19 protein-coding genes are annotated in these 23,454 nt (G+C 71.7%); 12 read left to right on the top strand and 7 right to left on the bottom strand.

All coding sequences use genetic code 11. The annotated features are described in order from the left end of the window. Positions 1-51: 51 nt before the first annotated feature. The 4 genes from V6U86_RS25100 (at position 52) to V6U86_RS25085 (ending at position 4,311) form a co-directional block, all read left to right on the top strand. Entirely contained in the window at positions 52-729 is a 678-nt protein-coding gene (locus tag V6U86_RS25100; protein ID WP_334507139.1) for a transglycosylase SLT domain-containing protein, read from the top strand. 108 nt (positions 730-837) lie between these two features. After that, positions 838-1,491 carry a rhomboid family intramembrane serine protease gene (locus V6U86_RS25095; protein WP_334507137.1) on the top strand — a complete coding sequence of 218 codons (654 nt, stop codon included), beginning with the start codon at positions 838-840 and terminating at the stop codon, positions 1,489-1,491. Positions 1,492-1,597: 106 nt separating this feature from the next. After that, positions 1,598-2,566: an NAD(P)/FAD-dependent oxidoreductase gene (locus V6U86_RS25090; RefSeq protein WP_334507135.1), complete on the top strand. Its 969-nt coding sequence runs from the start codon at positions 1,598-1,600 to the stop codon at positions 2,564-2,566. Positions 2,567-2,631: 65 nt separating this feature from the next. Continuing rightward, on the top strand, positions 2,632-4,311 hold the full coding sequence (locus V6U86_RS25085) for a hypothetical protein (protein ID WP_334507133.1): 1,680 nt from the start codon (positions 2,632-2,634) through the stop codon (positions 4,309-4,311). A 55-nt stretch (positions 4,312-4,366) separates the two neighbouring features. On the opposite strand, the gene V6U86_RS25080 is transcribed toward V6U86_RS25085, so the two are convergent. Further along, a complete protein-coding gene (locus V6U86_RS25080; RefSeq protein WP_334507131.1) occupies positions 4,367-5,341 on the bottom strand; it encodes a DMT family transporter in 975 nt (324 codons plus the stop codon). Further along, positions 5,338-6,369, bottom strand: coding sequence for a class II fructose-bisphosphatase (gene glpX, locus V6U86_RS25075; protein WP_238661612.1), 1,032 nt, complete (start codon positions 6,367-6,369; stop codon positions 5,338-5,340). Before glpX ends, V6U86_RS25080 begins: the two co-directional genes overlap by 4 nt. 159 nt (positions 6,370-6,528) lie before the next feature. On the opposite strand from glpX, the gene V6U86_RS25070 reads away from it, so the two are divergent. Beyond that, positions 6,529-7,176, top strand: coding sequence for a DUF4245 domain-containing protein (locus V6U86_RS25070; RefSeq protein WP_334507123.1), 648 nt, complete (start codon positions 6,529-6,531; stop codon positions 7,174-7,176). 207 nt (positions 7,177-7,383) lie between these two features. Then, positions 7,384-8,241 carry a hypothetical protein gene (locus V6U86_RS25065; protein ID WP_334507121.1) on the top strand — a complete coding sequence of 286 codons (858 nt, stop codon included), beginning with the start codon at positions 7,384-7,386 and terminating at the stop codon, positions 8,239-8,241. A 43-nt stretch (positions 8,242-8,284) separates the two neighbouring features. Here the strand turns inward: V6U86_RS25065 and V6U86_RS25060 are convergent, their stop codons facing one another. After that, entirely contained in the window at positions 8,285-8,506 is a 222-nt protein-coding gene (locus V6U86_RS25060) for an exodeoxyribonuclease VII small subunit (RefSeq protein WP_030328827.1), read from the bottom strand. A gap of 45 nt (positions 8,507-8,551) precedes the next feature. Continuing rightward, positions 8,552-9,784, bottom strand: a complete 1,233-nt coding sequence (gene xseA, locus V6U86_RS25055) for an exodeoxyribonuclease VII large subunit (protein ID WP_334507117.1) — start codon at positions 9,782-9,784, stop codon at positions 8,552-8,554. Between the two features lie 201 nt (positions 9,785-9,985). Between xseA and V6U86_RS25050 the strand changes: the two genes are divergently transcribed. Then, positions 9,986-10,972, top strand: a complete 987-nt coding sequence (locus V6U86_RS25050; RefSeq protein WP_334507115.1) for a 4-hydroxy-3-methylbut-2-enyl diphosphate reductase — start codon at positions 9,986-9,988, stop codon at positions 10,970-10,972. 40 nt (positions 10,973-11,012) lie between these two features. Then, the gene (locus tag V6U86_RS25045; protein WP_334507113.1) at positions 11,013-11,447 is read left to right on the top strand and encodes a hypothetical protein; all 435 of its coding nucleotides are present in this window, start codon (positions 11,013-11,015) and stop codon (positions 11,445-11,447) included. A 58-nt stretch (positions 11,448-11,505) separates the two neighbouring features. On the opposite strand, the gene V6U86_RS25040 is transcribed toward V6U86_RS25045, so the two are convergent. Continuing rightward, positions 11,506-12,681 carry a DNA recombination protein RmuC gene (locus V6U86_RS25040; protein ID WP_334507111.1) on the bottom strand — a complete coding sequence of 392 codons (1,176 nt, stop codon included), beginning with the start codon at positions 12,679-12,681 and terminating at the stop codon, positions 11,506-11,508. Positions 12,682-12,735: 54 nt separating this feature from the next. On the opposite strand from V6U86_RS25040, the gene V6U86_RS25035 reads away from it, so the two are divergent. Next, positions 12,736-13,545: a hypothetical protein gene (locus V6U86_RS25035; RefSeq protein ID WP_334507109.1), complete on the top strand. Its 810-nt coding sequence runs from the start codon at positions 12,736-12,738 to the stop codon at positions 13,543-13,545. 73 nt (positions 13,546-13,618) lie between these two features. On the opposite strand, the gene ppc is transcribed toward V6U86_RS25035, so the two are convergent. Together ppc and V6U86_RS25025 are read right to left on the bottom strand one after the other, a co-directional pair. Continuing rightward, positions 13,619-16,405 (bottom strand): phosphoenolpyruvate carboxylase, encoded by a 2,787-nt coding sequence (gene ppc, locus V6U86_RS25030; RefSeq protein ID WP_334507107.1) that lies wholly within the window; start codon positions 16,403-16,405, stop codon positions 13,619-13,621. Positions 16,406-16,555: 150 nt separating this feature from the next. Then, complete coding sequence (locus V6U86_RS25025) at positions 16,556-17,587, bottom strand: hypothetical protein (protein ID WP_334507105.1); 1,032 nt, start codon at positions 17,585-17,587, stop codon at positions 16,556-16,558. Between the two features lie 338 nt (positions 17,588-17,925). On the opposite strand from V6U86_RS25025, the gene mfd reads away from it, so the two are divergent. The 3 genes from mfd (at position 17,926) to V6U86_RS25010 (ending at position 23,420) form a co-directional block, all read left to right on the top strand. Further along, a complete protein-coding gene (mfd, locus tag V6U86_RS25020; RefSeq protein WP_334507103.1) occupies positions 17,926-21,555 on the top strand; it encodes a transcription-repair coupling factor in 3,630 nt (1,209 codons plus the stop codon). A 63-nt stretch (positions 21,556-21,618) separates the two neighbouring features. Continuing rightward, entirely contained in the window at positions 21,619-22,425 is an 807-nt protein-coding gene (locus V6U86_RS25015) for a hypothetical protein (RefSeq protein WP_334507101.1), read from the top strand. A gap of 2 nt (positions 22,426-22,427) precedes the next feature. Further along, positions 22,428-23,420, top strand: a complete 993-nt coding sequence (locus V6U86_RS25010) for a nucleoside triphosphate pyrophosphohydrolase (protein ID WP_334507099.1) — start codon at positions 22,428-22,430, stop codon at positions 23,418-23,420. The last annotated feature ends 34 nt before the right edge of the window (positions 23,421-23,454 follow it).

Genomic DNA, 23,454 nt, shown 5'->3' with positions numbered 1-23,454 from the left:
CCTGCGGTCAGCGCCGAGCCACGTCCTTGCTCCCGACGAAGGGACCACTTCGTGAGTCGGCTGTGGAGCCGGTTGGGCGCCCGTACGGCTGCTGTAGCGCTGCTCTCCGTGGGCGTTGCCGGTGGCTTCTACCTGGGCGAAGACCGGGAAACCCAGCAACAGGGCCTGACCGACAAGGTCAGCGTCGAGGTCGACCGGGCCGATCTCGCGTACCAGCGCGAGCGGCACGCGGCCCACCAGGTGCAGTTCTCCAAGCAGCGGGCCGCCGAGTACCAGGCCAAGCTGCGGGCGAAGCAGGCTGCGAAGGAAGCCGCCGAGCGGGCTCGCCAGGCCGAGGCCGCCGCGGCGTCCCGCAAACGCGAGCGCGACGCAGCGAACGCGGCCGCCAAGCCGTACGACGGACCGATCCCGGCGTCCTGCGCCGAATACAGCGGCAACCGCAAGACCGGGTGCGCCCTGATGATCGACGCGGGCTTCGGCATCGCCGAGTTCCCCTGCCTGGAGAAGCTCTGGACCAAGGAGAGCGGCTGGAACCACAAGGCCAGCAACTCCTCGTCCGGCGCGTACGGCATTCCACAGTCCCTGCCGGGCAGCAAGATGAGCTCGGTCGCCGACGACTGGCGCACCAACCCGGCCACCCAGATCAAGTGGGGGCTCGGCTACATCAAGGGCAGGTACAAGACGCCCTGCGGCGCCTGGACCTACTTCCAGAACAAGGGGCACTACTGACGGCATGCCAAGGGCAGGGCGGTGGAGCACCCACCCGCCCTGCCCTTGTGCGTACCCCGGACGGGACGTGAGTGGCGGTCGGCCGCTTTTGCTGATAGCAGTTGTGGGGTGACCCTGCACCCGTCAAGCGGCGACCCCTACCGGTTCGGCACCGAGGCGTTCTACGCCGCGCTCGGCCGAGCGTTCGTCGCCATGTGCGCGGTGGTGCCTTTCCTCTTCCTCATCGAGGCCGTCGACCAGGGGCTCGCGTTCGGTCTGGACGCCACCGCCGGGATCATCCCGCAACGCATCGACGGGCTGGACGGGGTCTTCTTCTCCCCGTTCCTGCACCACGGCTTCGACCACCTCTACAGCAACAGCATCCCGCTGATCCTGCTGGGCACCTTCGTCCTCGCCGCCGGCGCCCGTCGGTTCCTCTGGTCGACCCTGATCATCATCCTGGTCAGTGGGCTCGGCGTGTGGTTCACCGGCTCACCCAACTCGGTGGTGGTCGGCGCGAGCGGCGTCATCTTCGGCTACCTGGGCATCCTGCTCACCCGGGGCATCGTCGAGCGCAGTTGGTGGAACTTCGCGGTCTTCCTCCTGGTCGGTCTGCTCTACGGGTGGCAGCTGGTCGGCATCCTCCCCACCGACGAGCGGATCTCCTGGCAGGGCCACCTGTTCGGCCTGCTCGGCGGAGTGGTGGCGGCGATCCTGTTCCGTCGGCGGCGACCGGCCGTGGACGGCCCGGACTACTCGGGTTCCACGCTCAGCCTGCCCTGAGGCGATTCTCCGGCGCGCCTCTGGGACGTGCTTGCCCGACCGTCGCCGCCCGCCTACGGTCGAGATCAGCACGCGTTGATCCGTAAGCGGAAAGCGACGGTACGCCATGCGCGAGGTCGATGTCGCCGTGATCGGGGCCGGTCCGGCCGGCCTCTTCGCCGCGTACTACGCCGGGTTCCGAGGGCTGTCGGTGGCGGTGATCGACGCGTTGCCCGAGCCGGGTGGTCAGGTCACCGCCATGTACCCGGAGAAGCTGATCCTCGACGTCGCCGGTTTTCCCGCCGTCAAGGGCCGCGACCTGGTGGCCAACCTGGTGGCCCAGGCGGCTCCGTTCGATCCGCAGTACCTGCTCGGCACCCGGGCGGAGAAACTCTCGTACGCCGACGGCCGCCCGGTGCTCGGCCTGGCCAACGGCGAGCAGCTCGCGTGCGGCGCGATCGTGGTCACCGGCGGGCTCGGCAGCTTCAGCCCTCGGCCGCTGCCGTGCGCCGACGGTGCCCCCGGCTCGGGGATCGTCTACTTCGTGACCGAGCCGGCCGAGTTGGCCGATCGGGACGTGCTGATCGTCGGTGGCGGCGACTCCGCATTCGACTGGGCGCTGGCCCTGCAACCGCTGGCCCGGTCGGTGACCCTCGTACACCGACGGGAGAAGTTCCGGGCCCACGCCTCGACTGTCACCCGGGTGCTCTCCCTGCCGGTGCGGGTCGTGGTCAACGCCGAGGTCACCAGGCTGCTCGGTGACGCCACGGTGACCGGCGCCGAGGTGACAGTGCGCGGCGGCGCGACCGAGACCCTGCCGGTGGACGTCGTGGTGGCCGCCCTCGGCTTCACCGCCGACCTGGGCCCGCTCGCCGAGTGGGGGCTACGGCTGGACCGCCGCCACATCCTGGTGGACAGCGCGATGGCCACCAACCTGCCCCGGGTCTTCGCGGCCGGTGACATCACCGAGTACCCGGGCAAGGTCCGGCTGATCGCCACCGGCTTCGGTGAGGCGGCGACGGCGGTCAACAACGCGGCCGTGGTGATCGACCCGAGCGCCCACCTGTTCCCGGGGCACTCCTCCGACGCCGGTTGAGCGACGATATCGGACCCAGGCCCACCTGAGTCCGGATCGATACGGGTCGAGCGGATCCTGAGGGGATGACGGGTTCCGGGACACCACGAGACGGCGCACCCACCACGCTGTCCTGGCTCTGCCACCCCGGAACCCTGTCCGCGCTGATCCTGCTGCTGGTCAACGATCATGTGCTGAAGGCGGCCTTCCCCGGCGTGCTGACCGGCAAGCTCAGCGACGTCGCCGGCCTGGTGCTCGCCCCACCGTTGGTCGCGGTGCTGCTGACCCTCCTGGTGCCACGGCTGCCGGCCCGGGCCGCCGCGCTGGTCGCCCTGATCGCGGTGGGCGCCGGGTTCGCCGTCGTCAAATCCAGTGGGTACGCAGCCGAACTCGCCTCCTCGGCCTGGACCGTGCTGGCCGGGCCGTCGCTGGTCCGGGCCGACTGGACCGACCTGTTCACCCTGCCGGCGCTCGGCCTGGCCTGGTGGAGTTGGACGCGGTCACGTCGCCGCCCGGTGCGCCGACGGACCGCCCGGCTGGTCCGGCTGCTGGTGGTGCTGCCACCGGCGGTGTTGGCGGTGGCAGCGACCAGTGCCATCTACTACCCGTACGCGGTGGGCACCGCGATGCTCGACGGCCACCCGGCGATCTCGGTCGGCAGCGGCTACAGCGCGTCGGACTGGCCGACCAGCCCGTCGGACGGGCAGTGGGCGGTCAGCGATGACGACGCGACCACCTGGCGGCCCGCCACCGAGGACGAGAAGCAGCGACTGTCCCGCCAGGATGCCGGGCAGCAGCAGGCGTGCGCTCCGGACGAGCCCCGGCGTTGCTACCGGGTCGTCATCGGGCACCTGCGGGTCGAGGAGAGTGACGACGCCGGTGCGACCTGGCGGGTGGCCTGGGAGGTGCCCGACGGGCAGCGGGAGGAGTTGGCCCGCCGGTCGCCGAACCCCGGCGACGTCCAGCGCCACTTCGCCTCCCGCGATCTGGTCGTCTATCCCCACGCCAAGGGCGGTCACGAGGTGCTGGTCGCCAACGGCCGGGACGGGTTTCTGCGCCGCCTGCCCGACGGTGGGTGGCAGCGCGACGGGTTCCTCTTCGAGGAGGGGCAGTCCGCCGTGTCGTGGAACGATCCACCCTCACTGGCCGGTGGCGGACCCGGCGACCGCGAGATGGATCTGTTGCTCGTCGTCGCGCTGGCGCTGACTCTCGGCTGCGCCGTCGCTGCGCTCGCCGGTCATCTGGCGATCCGCCGTGGTGGAGGTCCGGGCTGGTGGGGGATCGCCAGCGGCGCGGCACTGCTGGTGGCGGGCATCATGTTGGCCACGGCCTGGGAGCGCGACAACGACACCCTGGCGATCACGGGCGCGCCGTTCGTGCTGGGGGTGGGCGTCCTCACCGCGGTGGCCATGATCGTTCGAGCCTCTTACCAGGGCGCTTTGCCGACGTGGATCGGGTGGGTGCTCACCGGGCTCGTGCTCACCGCGCTCCTGGCTGGGCTGCCGCTCGTCGGTTGGCTGTACGGCACCCCGTCGCGGACCCGGTTCGCGGTGGCGCTCGCTCTGCTGGCCCTGGTGCCGGGCGTGCTGCTCGCCACCCGGATCGCGGGGCTTGTCGACCCGGCCCGTGCGTTCGAGCGCCGGTACCCGCCGCGCCCGCCCTATGCGCCCTCTCCGCCTTACGGGCCCTATCCGCCCGCGCCCTACCCCGCGGGCACGCCGACGGCGCCCGATCCGCCGTACCCGTCGCAATCGCCGCCGCAGTGACCTCCGGCGTGCGGCTGGCTCGTCGGCGTGCGGTTGGCCCGTCTGCGGTGGCCGGTCAGCGGCGGGGGGCGGGTGGCGCCAGCGCGGCGACCAGCACGGCCACCATGGTCAGCGCCGCCCCGAGCAGGGTGTTCACACCGGGGTGCGAGGCCGCCGTGGGGAGGATCAGGTCCAACAGGACGGCGCCCACGATCTGCCCGGCGATGGTGGCCAGGCCGAGCAGCAGCACGCCGGTGAAGCGCACGATCGCGGCGGCGATCGCGATGAACACGATGCCGATCGGGCCACCCAGGTAGAGCCACGGCTCGCTCGGCAGGTGACCGCTGGGCCAGCCGCGTACGGCGATGTCGATCGCGAGCGCGACGAGGAGGGTGACAGTGCCGACGGCGAAGTTGACCAGCGTGGCGGTCAACGCGCTGTCGGCCGCCGCCCGGACCCGGCCGTTGACGGCCTGCTGCCAGGCGATGCCCACCCCGGCGAGCAGCGGCAGCAGGGCCAGCGCCAGCGCGCCCGGGTCGCCAAGTCGGTCGCCGACCGCGAGGCAGACCGCCAGCACGGTGAGCACCGCACCGGCCAGCCGCTGCCGGGTGACCGGCTGCCGACCGGTCGGCCCGATGCCGGCCCGGTCCACGGCGAGGCTGCTCCCGGTCTGGCCGGCGACCACCGCCACGGTGAAGACCGCCACGCCCAAGGTGCCGATGGTGAGCCCCTGGGTGGCCACCAGGAACGCCCCGCACATGCCGCCGAGGCACTGCCACGGCCGCAGCGTGCCCGTCCGCAGGGCTCGCCGCGTCGCGGCCAGCCCTCGCCGACCACCGGGGGTCGCGGGCACCAGCACCAGCAGCACCAGCAGGCCGATGCCGAACGACACCACCGCGGCGGCGAAACCGTCGTCGAGGCGTACCCCCAGCTCGCCGTTGATGCGCGACTGCACCGCCACCGCGACCCCGGAGGCCGACGCCAGCGCGACGCCGGTGATCCGACGGGCGGCCGTCAGGGTCTGCGGGGTCGCGGTGTCGGTGGCTGTCACTCCTGCTCGGCCAGCGGACGACCGTCGAAGTCGACAGCGGAGTAGAGCGCCAGCTTCTCCAGCCGGTGGTACGAGTCGATCACCCGGATGGTGCCGCTCTTCGAGCGCATCACGATCGACTGGGTGTACGCGCCGCCCGCCCGGTAACGCACGCCGCGCAGCAGATCGCCGGAGGTGACCCCGGTCGCCACGAAGAAGCAGTTGTCGCCGGTGACAAGGTCGTCGGTGCCCAGCACCCGGTCCAGGTCGTGCCCGGCGGCGATCGCCTTCTCCCGCTCCTGCTCGTCGCGTGGCCAGAGCTTGGCCTGCATCGCACCGCCCATGCACTTGAGCGCGCACGCGGAGATGATGCCCTCCGGGGTGCCGCCGATGCCCATCAGCACGTCGACGTCCGACTCGCCCCGGGCGGCGGCGATGGAGCCCGCGATGTCGCCGTCGGAGATGAACCGGATACCCGCGCCGGTCCGGCGGATCTGGGTGACCAGGTCGTCGTGGCGGCTCCGGTCCAGCACGCAGACCGTCACCTCGGAGACGTCGGTGCCCTTGACCTTGGCGATCCGGCGCAGGTTCTCCGCCACCCCGGCGTTGATGTCGATCACGTCGGCGTACGCCGGCCCGACGGCGAGCTTCTCCATGTAGAACACGGCGCTGGGGTCGAACATCGCACCCCGCTCGGAGACGGCGAGCACCGCCACCGCGTTCGGCATGCCCTTGCTCATCAGGGTGGTGCCGTCCACCGGGTCGACGGCGACGTCCACCTCCGGGCCCGTGCCGTCGCCGACGTGTTCGCCGTTGAAGAGCATCGGGGCGTTGTCCTTCTCGCCCTCGCCGATCACCACCACACCGCGCATCTGGATCGAGTTGATCAGCTTGCGCATCGCGTCGACCGCGGCCCCGTCGCCGCCCTCCTTGTCACCCCGACCGACCCACCGGCCGGCGGCCATCGCCGCGGCCTCGGTGACCCGGACCAGGTCGAGAGCAAGGTTTCGGTCGAGGTCCTGTGGGATCCGCGTCCTGGTGTTCGTCATGACGGCTACTCCTCCTCGCGACGGTGCGGGGACGACCGGTGGCGGGGAGGCCCCCACTGCCGGCTTTGTCGCTGATCCTCACACGATGGCCGACGGGGCGCTGGCGCGGGGCGGTGATGGGCCGGATACCGCCGGTCGGGCGGCTGCGAAGATAACGGGGTGGAACCCGCACAGCCAGCCGACGACGTACCCGCCGACAGCACGCCGCCCGACGGTCAGCCGCCGGCCGACGTCTCCGCCGGTCGCGGCGGTGAGCCCGCCGTGGCCGATCCGACCCCGCCGCCGCCGGCGGTGGCCCGCAAGTCCGAGCGGTCGCCGAAGGACATGGCGATCTCGCTGCTGGTGCTGCTCGTCCCGATCGCGCTCCTGCTGGCGTTCTACCGAGGCTTCCTCGGCGGCGACCAGGCCACGGCCGTCGATCCGGCGCCCGCGATCGAGCAGGCCCGGTCGGCGAACGTCTTCCCGGTGAGCCAGCCGCAGGGGCTCGGCTCCGACTGGACGACGGTCAGTGCCCGCTACCAGACCGTCGAGGACGGCGCGAACCTGCGACTCGGCTACGTCACCCCGGAGGGGCGGGGCGTCCAACTGCTGCAGAGCAGCGTCCCGGCGGACCGTCTGCTTCCCGCCGAGCTGACCGGTCAGGGCCAGCCGCAGGGCCCCACCGAGCTGGCCGGGCGCACCTGGCAGCTCTACACGGCCCGGGGAAACCAGCAGGCCCTGGTCCTGCTGGAGCCAAGCCGCACGGTGATCGTGGTCGGCGACGCCCGGGACAACGAACTCCGGGAACTGGCCGGCTCGCTGCGCTGACCGGACCCGGCGGTCGATGGCCCCGCTGCCGTCGAATCTGGGCAACCAGCCCGAAGGGTGATTGTCCGACGCGTCGACAGGGAACAAGGAAGGGGTGATCCGGGCGCGCTGCTCGGTCCGGATCGCGCGACGCAGCCGACGGTGCTGCTGCGTCGCCCGGTTTCCGGCGCCTTCCAGGCCGTCGGGTGACCCCCTTGGGAGACACATATGACTGTTCGACGACTCGGCGTCGGCCTGGTAGCCGCCGCTCTGATCACGCCCGCACTGGCCGCCTGCGCCAACGGAACCGGCACCGCCGGATCGACGCCGTCGGCGACGGCGCCCGGCACGGCGAGCGCATCCGGCACGGCGAGCCCGTCCGGCGCTCCGGTGGCGGGCGACGCCAAGCAGGCCCTGCTCGACTCCACCAAGGAAATCAGCAACGGGAACTTCCGGTTCACGCTCGCCGGCGCCGGTTCGACGGCGGAAGGGCTGGTGCACCAGCCGAGCCAGAGCGCGGCGCTGAAGATCGCCATCGGTGGTCCCTCGTCCGACCTGGCGATGAAGCTCGACGTGATCCACTACAAGCCGGACAGCTGGGTCAAGCTGGAGCTGACCGGCCCCACCGCCAACAGCCTGCCCGCCATCAAGCAGCTCAACCTCGGCAAGTACCAGCACCTGGACCAGAACCGGATCAAGGGCAACCGTAACCTCGGCTTCGACTTCGAGAAGGTCGACCCGGCCGGCAGCGCGGTGCTCACCCAGGGCATCACCGAGGTCCGCAGTACGGGCACCGGCACGTACGCCGGCACCATCGACGTCAGCAAGGCCGCCGAGGCGGGCTCGTTGAACGCCGCCACGATCGCCGCCTTGGGCACCCAGGCGAAGACCGTCCCGTTCACCGCGAAGGTGGACCCGCAGGGCCGGCTCAGTGAGCTGGTGCTGCAACTGCCGGCCTCCGGGCAGACCGCCGCCCAGGAGATCCGGATGACGTACTCCGACTACGGCGCCGCCACCGCTGCCCAGAAGCCGCTGGCGGACCAGGTCGTCGAAGCGCCGGCCGAGCTGTACAGCCTGTTCAACTGACGTACCGGGGTGGGGCGGCTCCAGCCGCCCCACCGGCGGTCGGTCAGGAAGCCGGCTCCTGCCGGGCGGCGTCGATCCGTGCCCGCGCGCCATCCAGCCAGCGTTGACAGATCACCGCGAGCGCCTCGCCGCGCTCCCAGAGCGCCAGCGACTCCTCCAGGGACGTGCCGCCGGCCTCCAGCCGCTCCACCACCGAGGCCAGCTCGGCGCGGGCCTGCTCGTAACTGAGCCGCTCGTCCGGCCCGGCCTTCGTGTCGTCAGTCATCGCGTTCATCTCAGCACACCACTTCCCGCCGCGCCGCGTCGCCACTCAGCCATCGACCGTGGCAGCCAATTCGCCGTCGGCCAGTCGTACCCGCAGCGGGTCGCCCTTGCCGACCTCCACCGCCGCGCGGACCACGTGGCCGTCCGCGCGCTGCACGATCGCGTACCCCCGGTCGAGGGTGGCGGCGGGGGAGAGGGCGCGCAGCCGCGCCACCGTGTGCCGCAGGTCGTCCTCGGCGGAGGCGAGCCGGTGCTCCAGGCAACGGCCGGCCCGCTGCCGCAACGCGGTCAGCTCGGTCGCCCGGTGCTCCACCATCACCTGGGGCCGGGCCAGCACCGGTCGGGACCGCAGCCCGTCGAGCCGGTGCGTCTCCCGGTCGACCAGGTTGCGCACCGCCCGTTCGAGGCGGTGTCGGGCCTGACCGATGAGGCGTACCTCCTCGGTGAGGTCGGGGGCGACCCGCTTGGCCGCGTCGGTCGGGGTGGAGGCGCGGACGTCGGCGACGTAGTCGATCAGTGGCGCGTCCGTCTCGTGGCCGATCGCGCTGACCACCGGCGTACGACAGCCGAACACCGCGCGGCAGAGCGCCTCGTCGGAGAAGGGCAGCAGGTCCTCGATGCCGCCGCCGCCCCGGGCGATGATGATCACGTCGATGCTCGGGTCGGCGTCCAGCACCTTGAGCGCGTCGACGATCTGCGGCACCGCGGACGGGCCCTGCACGGCCACGTTGACAGTCCGGAACTCGACCGCCGGCCAGCGCCGTCGGGCATTCGTCAGCACGTCCCGTTCCGCCGCCGAGGCGCGACCCGTGATGAGCCCGATCCGGCCGGGCAGGAACGGCAGTCGACGCTTGCGGGCGCGGTCGAAGAGCCCTTCGGCGGCGAGCAGCTTCTTGAGCTTCTCCAGCCGGGCCAGCAGCTCCCCGAGCCCCACCTGGCGAATCTCGTCGGCCCGCAGGCTCAGCGTGCCCCGGGCGGCGTAGAACTCCGGCTTGGCGTGCAGCACCACCCGGGCACCTTCGCGCAGCTCGGGTGCGCCGGCGTCCAGGACGTCCCGGTTGGTGGTGACGGTCAGGCTCAGGTCGGCCGACGGGTCACGCAGGGTGAGGAAGACCGTGCTGGCCCCGGGGCGGCGGCTGATCTGTGCCACCTGCCCGTCCACCCAGACCCAGCCCAGCTTGGCGATCCAGGCCCCGACCTTCTGGCTGACCACCCGTACCGGCCAGGGCTCCTCAGCGCTGCTGGCCCCGCCGCCCCCCGCTCGCGTCCCGTCTCCCATCCCGCCCACCCTACGGACCCTCCCACCCCCTCCCACCCCTCCCACCCCCCACCCCCTCCCCCACCCCCCACCTGGCCCGGCGATCATGAAGTTATTGCCCTCCGTGCCGGCGTGTCGGAGCAATAACTTCATGATCAACGCAGGGGATGGGTGGGGTTGTGGGTTGGGGCGGGGGGCCGGGGTGGGACGTACGATGGGGCGGTGACTGAGGCTCAGGCGACTCACCGGACCGGCAAGCGCGTGCTCCTGGCCAAGCCCCGCGGCTACTGCGCGGGTGTCGACCGCGCGGTGCAGACCGTGGAGGAGGCGCTGAAGCTCTACGGCGCCCCGATCTACGTGCGCAAGCAGATCGTGCACAACAAGCACGTGGTGCAGACCCTGGAGGCCCAGGGCGCGATCTTCGTGGAGGAGAACGAGGAGGTGCCGGAGGGCGCCACCGTCATCTTCTCCGCGCACGGTGTGGCGCCGGAGGTCTACGAGCAGGCCAAGGCGCGTTCGCTGAAGGCGATCGACGCGACCTGTCCGCTGGTCACCAAGGTGCACCACGAGGCGCGGCGCTTCGCGGCCGAGGACTACGACATCCTGCTCATCGGCCACGAGGGCCACGAAGAGGTCATCGGCACCGCCGGTGAGGCCCCCGCGCACATCCAGCTGGTGGACGGCCCGGACGACGCCGACAAGATCACCGTACGCGATCCGGAGAAGGTGGTCTGGCTCTCCCAGACCACGCTCTCGGTCGACGAGACGCTGGAGACGGTGGCCCGGCTCAAGCAGCGGCTGCCGCTGTTGCAGTCCCCGCCCAGCGACGACATCTGCTACGCCACCTCCAACCGCCAGCACGTGGTCAAGGAGATCGCCGCCGACTGTGACGTGGTGATCGTCGTCGGCTCGACCAACTCCTCCAACTCGGTCCGCCTGGTCGAGGTCGCCCTGGACGCCGGCGCCCGCGCCGGTCACCTGGTCGACTTCGCGCACGAGATCGACGACGCCTGGCTGGAGGGTGCCACCACGGTCGGTCTGACCTCGGGCGCCAGCGTCCCGGACGACCTGGTCCAGGAGGTGCTGGTCCACCTCGCCGCGCGTGGCTTCGCCGACGTCGAGGAGATCACCACCGCCAACGAGCGGCTCACGTTCTCGCTTCCGCAGGAGCTGAAGCGGGACATGAAGGCCGCTGCGGCGCGCGGCTGAGCACGGGAACGAACACGGGTCGGCGTACGTCAGATTCGGCATGAGGACTCTTCGGCTCGCCGTCCCCGCGCTGGCCGTCTGCGTGGCGCTGAGCGCCTGCGGCAGCCAGGGCGGCGCGGGCGGCACACCCACCCCCACCCCGACGGGAGCACAGCCGGTGACCAGCCAGCCCACGCCCGACCCGACCACTTCGCCGGCGACGGTCACCCCCACCACTCGACCCGGGGTGAAGACCCCGAAACCGGGCGGCCCGAGCACGCCACCGGGCGTCGGGGCCACCACCCTGAGCGGCACGGTGCAGGGCGGCGTGGAGCCCGGCTGCGTACTGCTCGACGGTTACCTGCTGCTCGGCGGCCCGCGTGAGGTGCTGACGCCGGGCACGCGGGTCGAGGTCACCGGTCGGGTGGAGCCCGGCATGATGACCACCTGCCAGCAGGGCACCCCGTTCGTCGTCACGGCCGCCCAACGGTCCTGACCACTCGCCAGCACCGTCACTACTGGTCAGTCCCTTGTGACCGCTGCAAAATGCAGTGTCACATGGCTGGTGATCGGGTCGGGACCTCGCCATCGGCGGGATCGGCCAGCTCGGGTGCCTGCGGCTGCCGGGGCGTCAACTCGACCTGGGCCGGCGTGGCCAACTCGTCGTCCGAGACGCCCAACTCGGCGAGCTTGCGGGCGCTGACCAACACCCGGGCCTCCAACGAGCCGACCGCCCGGTTGTAGGCGGTCACCGCACCGGCCAGCGAGGACCCGAGCTTGCCCACGTGGTCGCCCAGGGTGGAGAGCCGCCCGTACAGCTCCCGGGCGAGGGTGTGCACCGCGAGCGCGTTGCGGGCCAGTGCCTCCTGCCGCCAGGAGTAGGCGACCGTGCGGAGCAGGGCGACCAACGTGGCCGGCGTGGCGAGCACCACGTTGCGGGTGAAGGCGTGCTCCAGCAGCGTCGGGTCTCGTTGGAGCGCGACGTCGAGGAACGGGTCGGCGGGGACGAACAGCACCACGAACTCGGGTGAGCTGTCGAACGCCGACCAGTACGACTTGGCGGCCAACGCGTCCACGTGCCCCCGCAGGTGCCGCGCGTGCGCGTCGAGGTGGGTGTCCCGGCCCCGCTCGTCGCGGGCCTCCATGGCGGTCAGGTACGCGTCGAACGGGGCCTTCGCGTCCACCACCACCGAGCGACCGCCGTGCAGTCGGACCACCAGATCCGGCCGGACGACCTGTTGATCGGTGGCGGCGGTGACCTGCTCGGCGAAGTCGCAGTGCTCCAGCATGCCGGCCGCCTCGACGATCCGGCGCAGCTGGTGTTCGCCCCAGCGGCCCCGCACCTGTGGTGCGCGCAGCGCCGCCACCAGTTGCTTCGTCTCGGTGCGCAGCTCACCGGAGACCGCGGTCATCGAGCGGACCTGCTCCCGCAGCTCGGCGTACGCGTCGACGCGGTCGTGCTCCAGCTCGGCCACCCGCTGCTCGTAGCGGCGCAGGGTGTCGTGCAGCGGCGCGACCGCTCGGGCCACCGCCTCCTGGGACTGCGCGGTGGCCTCGTAGCTCAACGCCCGCATGGACTGCTCCAGCCGGCCCTCGCCCTCCCGGGTGGCGGCCAGGGTGGCGTCCAGGCGGGCGATGTCGGCCGCCGAGCGGGACCGCGCCGCGAGCCAGCCCACCGCCCCGCCGGCGCCGAGGCACACGACCACCAGGAGCAGCGTCGAGACGTCCATCACCGGAGCTTGCCAGACGGATACGACGTGACACCCGGGGGTACGTTCGATGACATGGAACTTGTGCTCTGCCTCGCCGTCGTGCTGGTCGGCGCGTTGGGTGCCGCCGCGCTCATCCGCGCCCAGGCCGGTGCCCGTCGGCGCACCGAGCTCGGCGACGCCCGCGCGGAGGCGCAGCGGTGGTACGAGCGCCTCGGCGGCCAGTTGATGAACCTCCACGGCGACGAACCGGCGGTACGCCAGGCGTTGGCCGACGCCGGTGAGCGGTACAACGCGGCGGGCTCCCAACTGGAGCAGGCGTCCACGCCGCACCAGTTCGCGCTGGCCCGGGAGACCGCGCTGGAGGGGTTGGCGTACATCCGGGCGGCGCGCACGGCGCTGGGCATCGATCCGGGCCCCGAGCTGCCGACCCTGGCCGCCGCCCGCGGCGTGGGGCAGCTCACCAAGGAACGCGAGGTCGATGTGCAGGGGCAGACCTTCCGGGCCGGGCCGCAGCCCGGTCGGGAGACGCCCTACTACTACCCCGGTGGGCGTTATCAGGGTCGACCGGTGCCCGCCGGCTGGTATTCGACGCCGTGGTGGAAGACGGCGCTGGGTGCCGGCGCCGGCGTGCTCGGCGGCATCCTGATCGCCGACGCGCTCTTCTCGCCCGCCTTCGCCGACCCCGGGTACGGCTACGACGCCGGCTACCAGGAGGGCTTCGGTGACGGCTTCGACCAGGGCGACGGCGGCGGCGACGGCGGCGACTTCGGCGGTGGCGACCAGGGTGGGGACTTCGGCGGCGGCGACTACGCCGGTGGCGACTTCGGTGGCGGCGACTTCGGTGGCTTCGGCGGCGGGGATTTCGGTGGCGGCGACTTCTGAGCGCCGTTGAGTGACAGTGCGAACGAAACAGGCCCCAGTCACCACGACCGGGGCCTGTTTCGCATTTCGCTGATCAGCCGGTGTTGCGCATCCCGGCGGCGATGCCGTTCACCGTGGTGAGCAGCGCGCGTTCCAGGGCTGTGCCGTCGCTCGGTGCGCGTCGGCCGCCCGGGGCGGTGGCGATCGCCCGCCCGGCGGCGCCCGACTCCCGGTACTGCCGCAGCAGCGCCACCTGGAGGTGGTGCAGCGGCTCCAGGTAGGTGTCGCGGACGGCCAGGGTGCGCTGGAGCACCGGCGAGTTTTCCAGCAGGGCCGGTGAGGCGGTGACCGCCAGCACCTCCCGCTTGGTCAGCTCGTACTCCCGCTCGATCTGCTCGAAGATCGGGTGCAGCTTCTTCGGCACCAGCGTCTCGACGTACCGGCGGGCGATGCTGAGGTCGGTCTTGGTCAGCATCATCTCGACGTTCGACAGGAACGTGCGGAAGAAGTGCCAGTTGCGGTGCATCTCGGCCAGCACGTCCGCCAGACCCGCCTCGCGGGCGGCGGCCAGCCCGGAGCCGACGCCGAACCATCCCGGCACGATCTGCCGGGTCTGCGTCCAGCCGAACACCCACGGAATGGCCCGCAGCCCGGACAGCCCCGCGCCGGTGTTCGGGCGCTTCGCCGGTCGGGAGCCGATGTTCAACGCGCCGAGCAGTTCGGTGGGGGTGGACGCCCAGAAGTACGCCGGCAGGTCCGGGTCCTCGACGAGCGACCGGTAGGACCGGAACGCCGACTCGGAGACCACGTCCATCGTCGCGTCCCAGCGCTCCAACATCTCTGCCGGCTGTCGGGGTGCGGTGTGCAGCAGGGTCGCCTGGAGCACCGCGGCGAGGGTGAGCTCCAGGTTCTCCCGGGCCAGTGAGGGCAGGGTGTACTTGTCGGAGATCACCTCGCCCTGCTCGGTCACCTTGATCGCACCGTCCATCGTGCCGTACGGCTGCGCCAGGATCGCCTCGTGCGTCGGCCCGCCGCCGCGCCCGACCGTGCCACCCCGACCGTGGAACAGCCGCAGGTGCACACCGTGCCGGGCGGCCACGTCGCGCAGCGCGCGCTGCGCCCGGTGGATCGACCACTGGCTGGTGGTGATCCCGGCCTCCTTGTTCGAGTCGGAGTAGCCGAGCATGACCTCCTGCACGTCGCCGCGCGCGGTCACCAGCGCCCGGTACGCGGGCAGCGACAGCAACTCGTCGAGGAGTTCGCCGCCGGCGTTCAGCTCGGCCGGGGTCTCCAGGAGCGGCACGAACCCGATCCTGGCCCGCCCGCTGTGCACGTCCACCAGGCCGGCCTCGCGGGCCAGCACCACGGCGGCCAGCACGTCGTCGACACCAAGGGTCATCGAGATGATGTACGACTCGATCACCTCGCCGCCGAACCGGTCCTGCGCCTCCCGGATGGTGCCGAACACGTCGAACGTCTTGCGGGCGGGTTCGGACAGCGCCGTGTCGAGGGTGGACAGCGGCCGGCGGCCGGTCAGCTCGTCCGCGAGGAGTTTGGTGCGTTCCAGCCGAGTCAGGGCCGGGTAGTCGGAGACCTCGCCGACCGCCTCGTAGAGCTGCGCGAGCACCGCGTGGTGCGCCTCGGCGTGTTCCCGGACGTCCATGGTGGCCAGGTGCAGGCCGAACGCGGAGACCGTACGGATGGTGGAGGCCAGCCGGCCGACCGCGGTGAGCTGCCCGGAGTTGCGGGCCAGCGAGGCGCGCAACAGGTCCAGGTCGGCGATCAGCTCGGCGGAGCCCCGGTAGTCCCGGCCGGGCACGTGCGCGGTGCCCTGGCGCAACCTCAGCCTGGTGTTGGCGAGCTTCGCCTTCACGCAGCGTGCCTTGAGTCGGTACGGCTCCTCCGCGTTGACCCGGCGGAAGCGCTGCGCCACCTCGGGCAGTGCGTCCAGGTCGGCGGCGAGGCTGGCGGAGAGGTCGAGCGACACCCCGCGCAGTCGGCGGGACACCGAGACCTCGTTGATCAGGTGGTCCATCGCCTTCTCGGTGGCCGCGATGCCGTGCTCGTGCTGGATGGTCAGCACCTCGCGGGTGACCGCCGGGGTGACGAACGGGTTGCCGTCGCGGTCACCGCCGATCCAGGTGCCGAAGCTCAACGGCCGGGCCGTCGGTGAGGTCTCCACGCCGAGCGTGCGCAACGTGTCGGCCAGGTCGTCGAGCACCTGCGGGGCGGCCTCGGCGTACAGGTCGCGCAGGTAGTAGATCGCGTTGCGGGCCTCGTCGGTCGGGTCCGGCCGGTCGAGCCGCAGCTCGTCGGTCTGCCACATCAGGTCCAGCAACTCGGCCAGCCGGCGGTTGGCCGGGCCCTCGTCGCTGGCGCCGTAGAGGATGGCGTTGGCGGTCTCGGTGTCCAACTCGTCGGCGATAGCCCGCAGCTTGGACAGGATCGAGCGGCGGGCCGCCTCGGTCGGGTGCGCGGTGAAGACCGGTCGTACCGCCAGCCGGCGAGCGGCGTTGGCGATCTCCTCGGCCGGCACCCCGCGCTCGGCGATCATCTTGGCGGCCTGGTCCAGCCAGCCGCCCTGCACCGCGCGACGGCGGCGCAGATCCCGGGCACGGTGCACCTGCTCGGTGATGTTGGCCAGGTGGAAGTAGGTGGAGAAGGCGCGGGCCAGCTTGGTGCCGGTGGTCACGTCGAGCCCGCCGAGGCGCTGGGCGGCCGCCGGGGCGTCGGAGCGGACCTGGGCGCGGATCTCTTCGACGAGGTCGAGCAGCGGGCGACCCTCCTGGCGGGCCAGGGTCTGGCCGAGCAGGGTGCCGAGTCGGCGGATGTCAGCGCGCAGTGCGGCGTCCGGGCCGTCGTGGTCGTGCTGGTCGGTCACGATGCGCTCCCTTGCGTGGATACGAAGGACAGCGCTGTCCGACTTACTGGATGGTATCCGCGCGCAGGGGATGTCTGGAGGGCCCCCTGGTGATCCACTGCCTCCGGGAGGGGGTTTTCCGGCGTGATCTCAACCACCGTGGCGGCCCGGTCAGGGGTCGGAGCGGGTCGTCCCGGGGGCGGAGGTGGCGGCCCGGCGACCACGGACCAGGCTCGCGCTGACCAGGCCGAGCCCGCCGAGCACCGCCCAGATCCCGAGGGCGATCGCCGGCCAGCCGGCCGATCGCCAGTCGAAGTACACAGCGGCCTTGGTCAGATCGTTGGCGAGCCCGGGGATGTTCCACCGGTGCATGCCGCGCAGCACCCCGGGCAGGAACTCAGGCGCGTAGATGCCGCCGGAGCCGGGGTTGCCGAGCACCACCAGCAGCAGGATGACCAGCGCGGTGCCCGCGACGCCCAGCCAGCCCTGGATGGCGCTGGCGAACATCGCGGCGGCGAAGACGGCCAGTGCGCCGATGGCGGCGATCGTCGGGACGTCGTGGTGCCAGATGTCCAGCACGGGTCCGACCACGACCGCGCCGGCGATGCCGAGCAGCACGCTGTAGACGGCCAGGGCGGCGATGCGCAGTCCGGCCCTTCGGCCCGTACGGGGGGTGGTACCGGCGGATATCCCCAGCACGGTCGAGGCGAGGTAACCGCCGAGCACGTACCCGACGTTCAGGTAGAAGGGCACCACCCCACGCGGGTCGGCCGAGGTGGCCGGCACCTTGTCGACGACCTGCAGTGGGGTGTCGGTGCGGGTGGCGGCGGTGGTGAGCACCTCCTTGATCGCGCTGGTCGCGGACGGGCCGGAGGCGCTCGCCACGGTGAGGAGCAGCCCGTTGTCGGGTCCGGTGCTGAGCACGGCGTACACCGCGCGGCTGAGCAGCCCGTGCTCGGCGGCGCTTTCGTCGTCGTACTCGACGGGTTTGAGGATGGTGGTCTGGCCTCGGATGGCGGTGAGCGTCGCCTGGGCGCGCTGGTCGGCGGAGACGACGCCGATCGGCAGATCGTGGGGTGTGGGCTGGTGCAACGCGCCGACGTAGGCCGCGATGAACGCCGTGGCCAGCACGAAGGTGCCGATGAGCAGGCCGATGCTGCGCGGCGCCCAGTCACGGACTGTGCCGCGCGATTCGTTGTCCACCTTGTCAGACTATGACCCGTTTTGCGGACCACAGGGCGAACCAGTTGGCCGGGTGGCTGTGCAGCAACACCGCCCGGCCGGACACCTCGTACGGGGCCCGACCGGCAAGATCGCGCAACATCCAGGATGTAGTGGCATCGGTGCGCCGTTGAGGCCACTACATCCTGGTTCGAGCACGATCTTGGCGCGGGGCAGCGGGGGGTGCGGCGCGCGCGGCGCGGACCTGTGCGGAAGGGGGTGTCTGTCGGTCGACGGGGATAGGCTGGCTGTCGTGCACCCCCCGTCCGGCTGGACGAGGGGCCGCCGTCGTGTGCGTCGACTCCCCTGGAAGTGATCACATGCTCACCGGTCTGTTCACCGCCGCACTGGCCGACCCCGCGCTGGCCCGGGCGCGTGACCTCGCGCGCTCCGGCGCCGCCCAGGTCGACGGCCTCGACATCACCGCCCCGGCGGCGCTGCGCCCGTTCGCCGTCGCGGCGGTCGCGGCGGACAACGACGGGGCCGGGCGACCGGTACTGGCAGTGACCGCCACCACCCGGGAGGCCGACGACCTGGCCGCCGCGCTGGGCGGGTTGCTGCCGGCCGAGCAGGTCGTGGTCTTCCCCTCCTGGGAGACGCTGCCGCACGAGCGGTTGTCCCCACGCTCGGACACGGTGGGCCGGCGGCTGGCCGTGCTGCGCCGGCTGGCGCACCCGGAGGCGACCGACGCGCACGGCGGCACCGGTCCGCTGCGCGTGGTCGTGGCCCCGGTCCGTTCGCTGCTCCAGCCTCAGCTGAAGGGGCTCGGTGATCTGGAGCCGGTGCAGCTCGCCGCCGGCGAGGAGGCGGACCTGGAGGAGGTCGCCCGCCGGCTGATCGACATGGCGTACGCCCGGGTCGACCTGGTCACCAAGCGGGGCGAGTTCGCCGTGCGCGGTGGCATCCTGGACGTCTTCCCACCTACCGACGAGCACCCGTCCCGGGTCGAGTTCTGGGGCGATGAGGTGGAGGAGATCCGCACCTTCGCCGTCGCCGACCAGCGGACCATCGAGCAGGTTCCGCTGCTCTGGGCGCCGCCCTGTCGGGAGTTGCTGCTCACCCCGTCGGTCCGCGAGCGGGCCGCCGCGCTCGCCGAGCAGCACCCCGAGCTGGCCGAGATCCTCGACAGGCTGGCCGAGGGCATCCCGGTGGAGGGGATGGAGTCGCTGGCTCCGGTGCTGGTCGGCCCCGACTCGCTGGAGCTGCTGCTGGACGCCATGCCGGCCGGCACCCACGTGCTGCTCTGCGACCCGGAGCGGATCCGCACGAGGGCGCACGACCTGGTGCGTACCTCGGAGGAGTTCCTGCAGGCCAGCTGGGCCGCCGCCGCGGTCGGCGGCCAGGCCCCGGTGGACGTCGGCGCCGCCGCGTTCCGCACCCTCGGCGAGGTACGCGCCGCCGCGGGCAAGCTCGGCCAGCCGTGGTGGACGCTGTCCCCGTTCGGCCTGGTAGAAGCGGAGACGGCCGAGACGCGGCAGCCCTGGGAAGATGCCCCGGAGCAGGCCGCCGTCACTCCGGACGACGCCATCGCGGTGACCCTGTCCGCCCAGCCCGCGCCGCTCTATCACGGCGAGACCTCGCGGGTCGTCGAGGACCTCAAGCGCTGGGCCGGCGAGGGCTGGTCGATCGCGCTGGTCTTCGAGGGGCACGGCCCCGCCCAGCGGGCGGTGGAGGTGCTGCGCGACGCCGGCCTGGGTGCCCGGTTGGTCGAGGAGGTGCCGACCGCGCCCGTCCCCGGCGAACTGGTGGTCACCTGTGGTGCGCTGAGCAGCGGGTTCGTCGACGAGGCGTCCCGCTTCGTGCTGCTCACCGGCAATGACGTGACAGGTGGTCGGGGCACCTCGACGCGGGACATGCGCAAGATGCCGAGCCGGCGACGCAACACGATCGACCCGCTCGAGCTCAAGGCCGGCGACTTCGTGGTGCACGAGCAGCACGGCATCGGCCGCTACGTCGAGCTGGTGCAGCGCACCGTCAACGGCGCCAGCCGCGAGTACCTGGTCATCGAGTACGCGGCCAGCAAGCGGGGCCAGCCCGGCGACCGGTTGTTCGTTCCGACCGACCAGCTCGACCAGCTCTCCCGCTACGTCGGCGGCGAGCAGCCGACCCTGCACAAGATGGGCGGATCGGACTGGCAGAAGTCCAAGGCCCGGGCTCGCAAGGCGGTCAAGGAGATCGCCGCGCAGCTCATCCAGCTCTACGCCGCCCGAAAGGCGTCCAAGGGTCACTCGTTCGGCCCGGACACGCCGTGGCAGCGGGAGTTGGAGGACGCCTTCCCCTGGCAGGAGACGCCCGACCAGCTCGCCGCGATCGACGAGGTCAAGCGGGACATGGAGCAGACCGTCCCGATGGACCGGCTGATCTGCGGTGACGTCGGCTACGGCAAGACCGAGATCGCGGTCCGGGCGGCGTTCAAGGCGGTGCAGGACGGTAAGCAGGTGGCGGTGCTGGTGCCGACCACGCTGCTGGTGCAGCAGCACTACAACACGTTCGCCGAGCGGATGAGCCAGTTCCCGGTCCAGATCCGGCAGCTGTCGCGGTTCCAGACGGCGAAGGAGACCGAGCGGACGTTGGAGATGGTCGCCGACGGCACCGTCGACATCGTCATCGGCACCCACCGGCTGTTGCAGACGGCGACCCGGTTCAAGCAGCTCGGTCTGGTGATCGTCGACGAGGAGCAGCGCTTCGGTGTCGAGCACAAGGAGCACCTGAAGACGCTGCGCGCGTCGGTCGACGTGCTCAGCATGTCGGCCACGCCGATCCCGCGCACCCTGGAGATGGCGATCACCGGCATCCGGGAGATGTCCACCATCGCCACCCCACCGGAGGAGCGGCACCCGGTGCTCACCTTCGTCGGCGCGCAGGACGACCGGCAGGTGGCCGCGTCCATCCATCGTGAGCTGCTCCGCGACGGGCAGGTCTTCTACCTGCACAACCGCGTCGAGTCGATCGACCGGGCAGCACGGCGGCTGCGGGAGTTGGTGCCCGAGGCACGGGTTGCGGTGGCGCACGGCCAGATGACCGAGGACGCCCTGGAAAAGGTCATGGTCGGCTTCTGGGAGAAGGAGTTCGACGTCCTGGTCTGCACCACGATCGTCGAGTCGGGCATTGACATTCCGAACGCCAACACCCTGATCGTGGAGCGGGCCGACCTGCTCGGCCTGGCCCAGCTGCACCAGATCCGGGGGCGGGTCGGCCGGGGCCGGGAGCGGGCGTACGCCTACTTCCTCTACCCGCCGGAGAAGCCGCTCACCGAGCACGCCCACGAGCGGTTGGCGACCATCGCCCAGCACACCGAGTTGGGCGCCGGCATGTACGTGGCCATGAAGGACCTGGAGATCCGGGGCGCCGGCAACCTGCTCGGTGGCGAGCAGTCCGGGCACATCGAGGGCGTCGGCTTCGACCTGTACGTGCGGATGGTCGGCGAGGCGGTCTCCGCGTTCAAGGGTGAGCGCACGGAGGAGGAGACCGACGTCAAGATCGACCTGCCGGTCGACGCGCACCTGCCACACGACTACGTGAGCGTGGAGCGGCTGCGCCTGGAGATGTACCGGAAGCTCGCCGAGGCGCGCGACGAGGAGCGGCTGGGCGAGGTGATCGCCGAGATGACCGACCGGTACGGCGAGCCGCCGGCTCCGGTGCAGAACCTGGTTGAGGTGGCCCGGTTCCGCCTGTTGGCCCGCCGCTACGGCCTGACCGACGTGTCCATGCAGGGCAAGCACGTCCGGTTCGGCCCGCTGCCCCTACCGGACTCGAAGCAGTTGCGGCTCAAGCGCTACCACCCGGATGCCGTCTACAAGCAGGCCACCGACCAGGTCAGCGTGCCCCGACCGACCACCCGTCGGATCGGCGGCGAGCCGCTGCGTGACCAGGCGCTGCTGCAGTGGTGTGCGCAGCTGCTCTCCGATGTGCTCGGTGCTCCCGCCCCACTCGCCGTCGCGGCGGGTTGAGGCGGGTTCGCGGTGCGGTGGGGGCCGTCACAGCCTGGGGGAGGGCATGAGAGAGTGACGGGTATGCGTGCTCGCCGTGTGATCGCCGCCGCCAGCGTCGCGGCCCTGGGTGTCCTCTCCCTCGCTGCCTGCGGCAAGTCCGCACCGAACATCGCCGCGTATGTCGGTGACACCACCTACTCGGTGACCCGGGTCGACGGGATCTACGAGGAGGTGCAGGCGAAGTACGGCGAGGCGATCCGGCAGCGAGCCGCTCAGGGGGGTGCGACGCCGGCGCCGGAGGAGTTGCGCTCCAAGGTCACCCGTCAGGACGTGGTCGATCTGCTGGTCAGCCTGGATCTGGGTAAGCGGGTGGCGGCGGCGAAGAACCTTCAGGTGCCTGACGAGATCAGCCCGCAGCAGCTCGAGCAGAGCCTGGAGGTGCCGGCAAGCACCGAGTACGTCAAGCTCTGGGGCGAGTGGATCGACCTGCTCCAGGTGCTCAACCAGCAGCTCCCGCCGGCCGAGTTGAGCGACGAGTCGCTGCTGGCCGTCTACGACGCGCTGACCAAGACCGGGGCGATCGACGGCGGGATGTCCGTGGCCGACGTCCGCCAGGCGTTCGGTGACGGCGGTTTCGTCCGCAGCGCCACCGCGTTGAGCGCCGCGCTGGAGGAGGAAGCGGGCCGGGTCCACGTCTCGATCAACCCGCGTTTCCGGAATGTCGGGGTGCCGTCGACGGTGAACAAGGGTCAGATGCCGATCTTCTACTCGCTGCCGTACATCAACGAGGCCGGTCCGGTCACTGACATCTCCACCCTGGAGCCGCTGCCGTCGAGCGACGCCCCGAGTGCCGGGGGCCCGGCGCCGGACGAGGGCACGGCAAGCTGAGCATGACCGCACGGATCGTCCTCCTGGTCACCTCACCCCGGTTGCCCGCCGGCCTGTTGACCTCCGCAGCCTGGGACGTCGTACGCCAGCACCCGGTGCTGACCGGCGCGGACAGTGAGTTGGTGACTGCCGTGCGCCAGGCGGGCGCCGAGGTCACGGTGGTGGACGGCCCGGCGACGCAGCCGTTGCTGGACGCGGTGGCGGCGCATGGCACTGTGGTGTGGCTGGCCGGCCCGGCGGGTGACGAGGCGCTGGCCCGGGAGTTGGGTCTGCGGCTGGCCCGGCAGCCGGGGTTGGCCGAGATGGAGCTGATGTACGGCTCGTGGGACCCGCCGGGTGCCCGGCTGCTCGACGCGGTGGCCGTGCTGGATCGACTGGCCTCGCCGGGTGGCGACCCGTGGAAGCGGGCGCAGACGCACCGCAGCCTCGCCGGTTACCTGCTGGAGGAGAGCTACGAGGCGTACGACGCGATCAGCGCCGACGACACCGACGCGTTGCGCGAGGAGTTGGGCGACGTGTTGTTGCAGGTGGTCCTGCACGCGCGGCTCGCCGAGGAGTTGCCCGAGGACGAGCGGTGGACCATCGACGACGTGGCCGGTGGCCTGGTCGACAAGATGATCCGGCGTAATCCGCACGTGTTCGCCGGTGCCGAGGTGGGCACCCTGGACGAGATCACCGAGAATTGGGAGCGGATCAAGCGCGCGGAGAAGGCGCGGCACTCGGTGCTGGACGGCGTGGCCCTGAGTCAGCCCGCGCTGGCCCTGGCGGCGCAGATCCTGGACCGCGCCGCCCGCCGGGGCGTCGAGGTGCCGCTGCCGCTGCCCGACGCCCAGCCGGACGCCGAAGCGAGGTTGGGTGCCAGCCTGCTGGCAGCGGTAGCCGCAGCCCGCGAGGCCGGCCTGGACCCCGAAGCAGCCCTCCGCCGCACCACCCTGACCCAAGCCCAAAGAATCCGCCAAGCCGAACCTCCACCCCCACCCCCAGACCCGCGTTGATCATGAAGTTATTGCCCTGACACGCCGAGGCGGA

The sequence above is a fragment of the Micromonospora sp. CPCC 205558 genome, from assembly GCF_036902955.1.
In the GTDB taxonomy this organism is placed as follows: Bacteria; Actinomycetota; Actinomycetes; order Mycobacteriales; family Micromonosporaceae; genus Micromonospora.
This window is presented reverse-complemented; position numbering and strand designations above follow the sequence as displayed.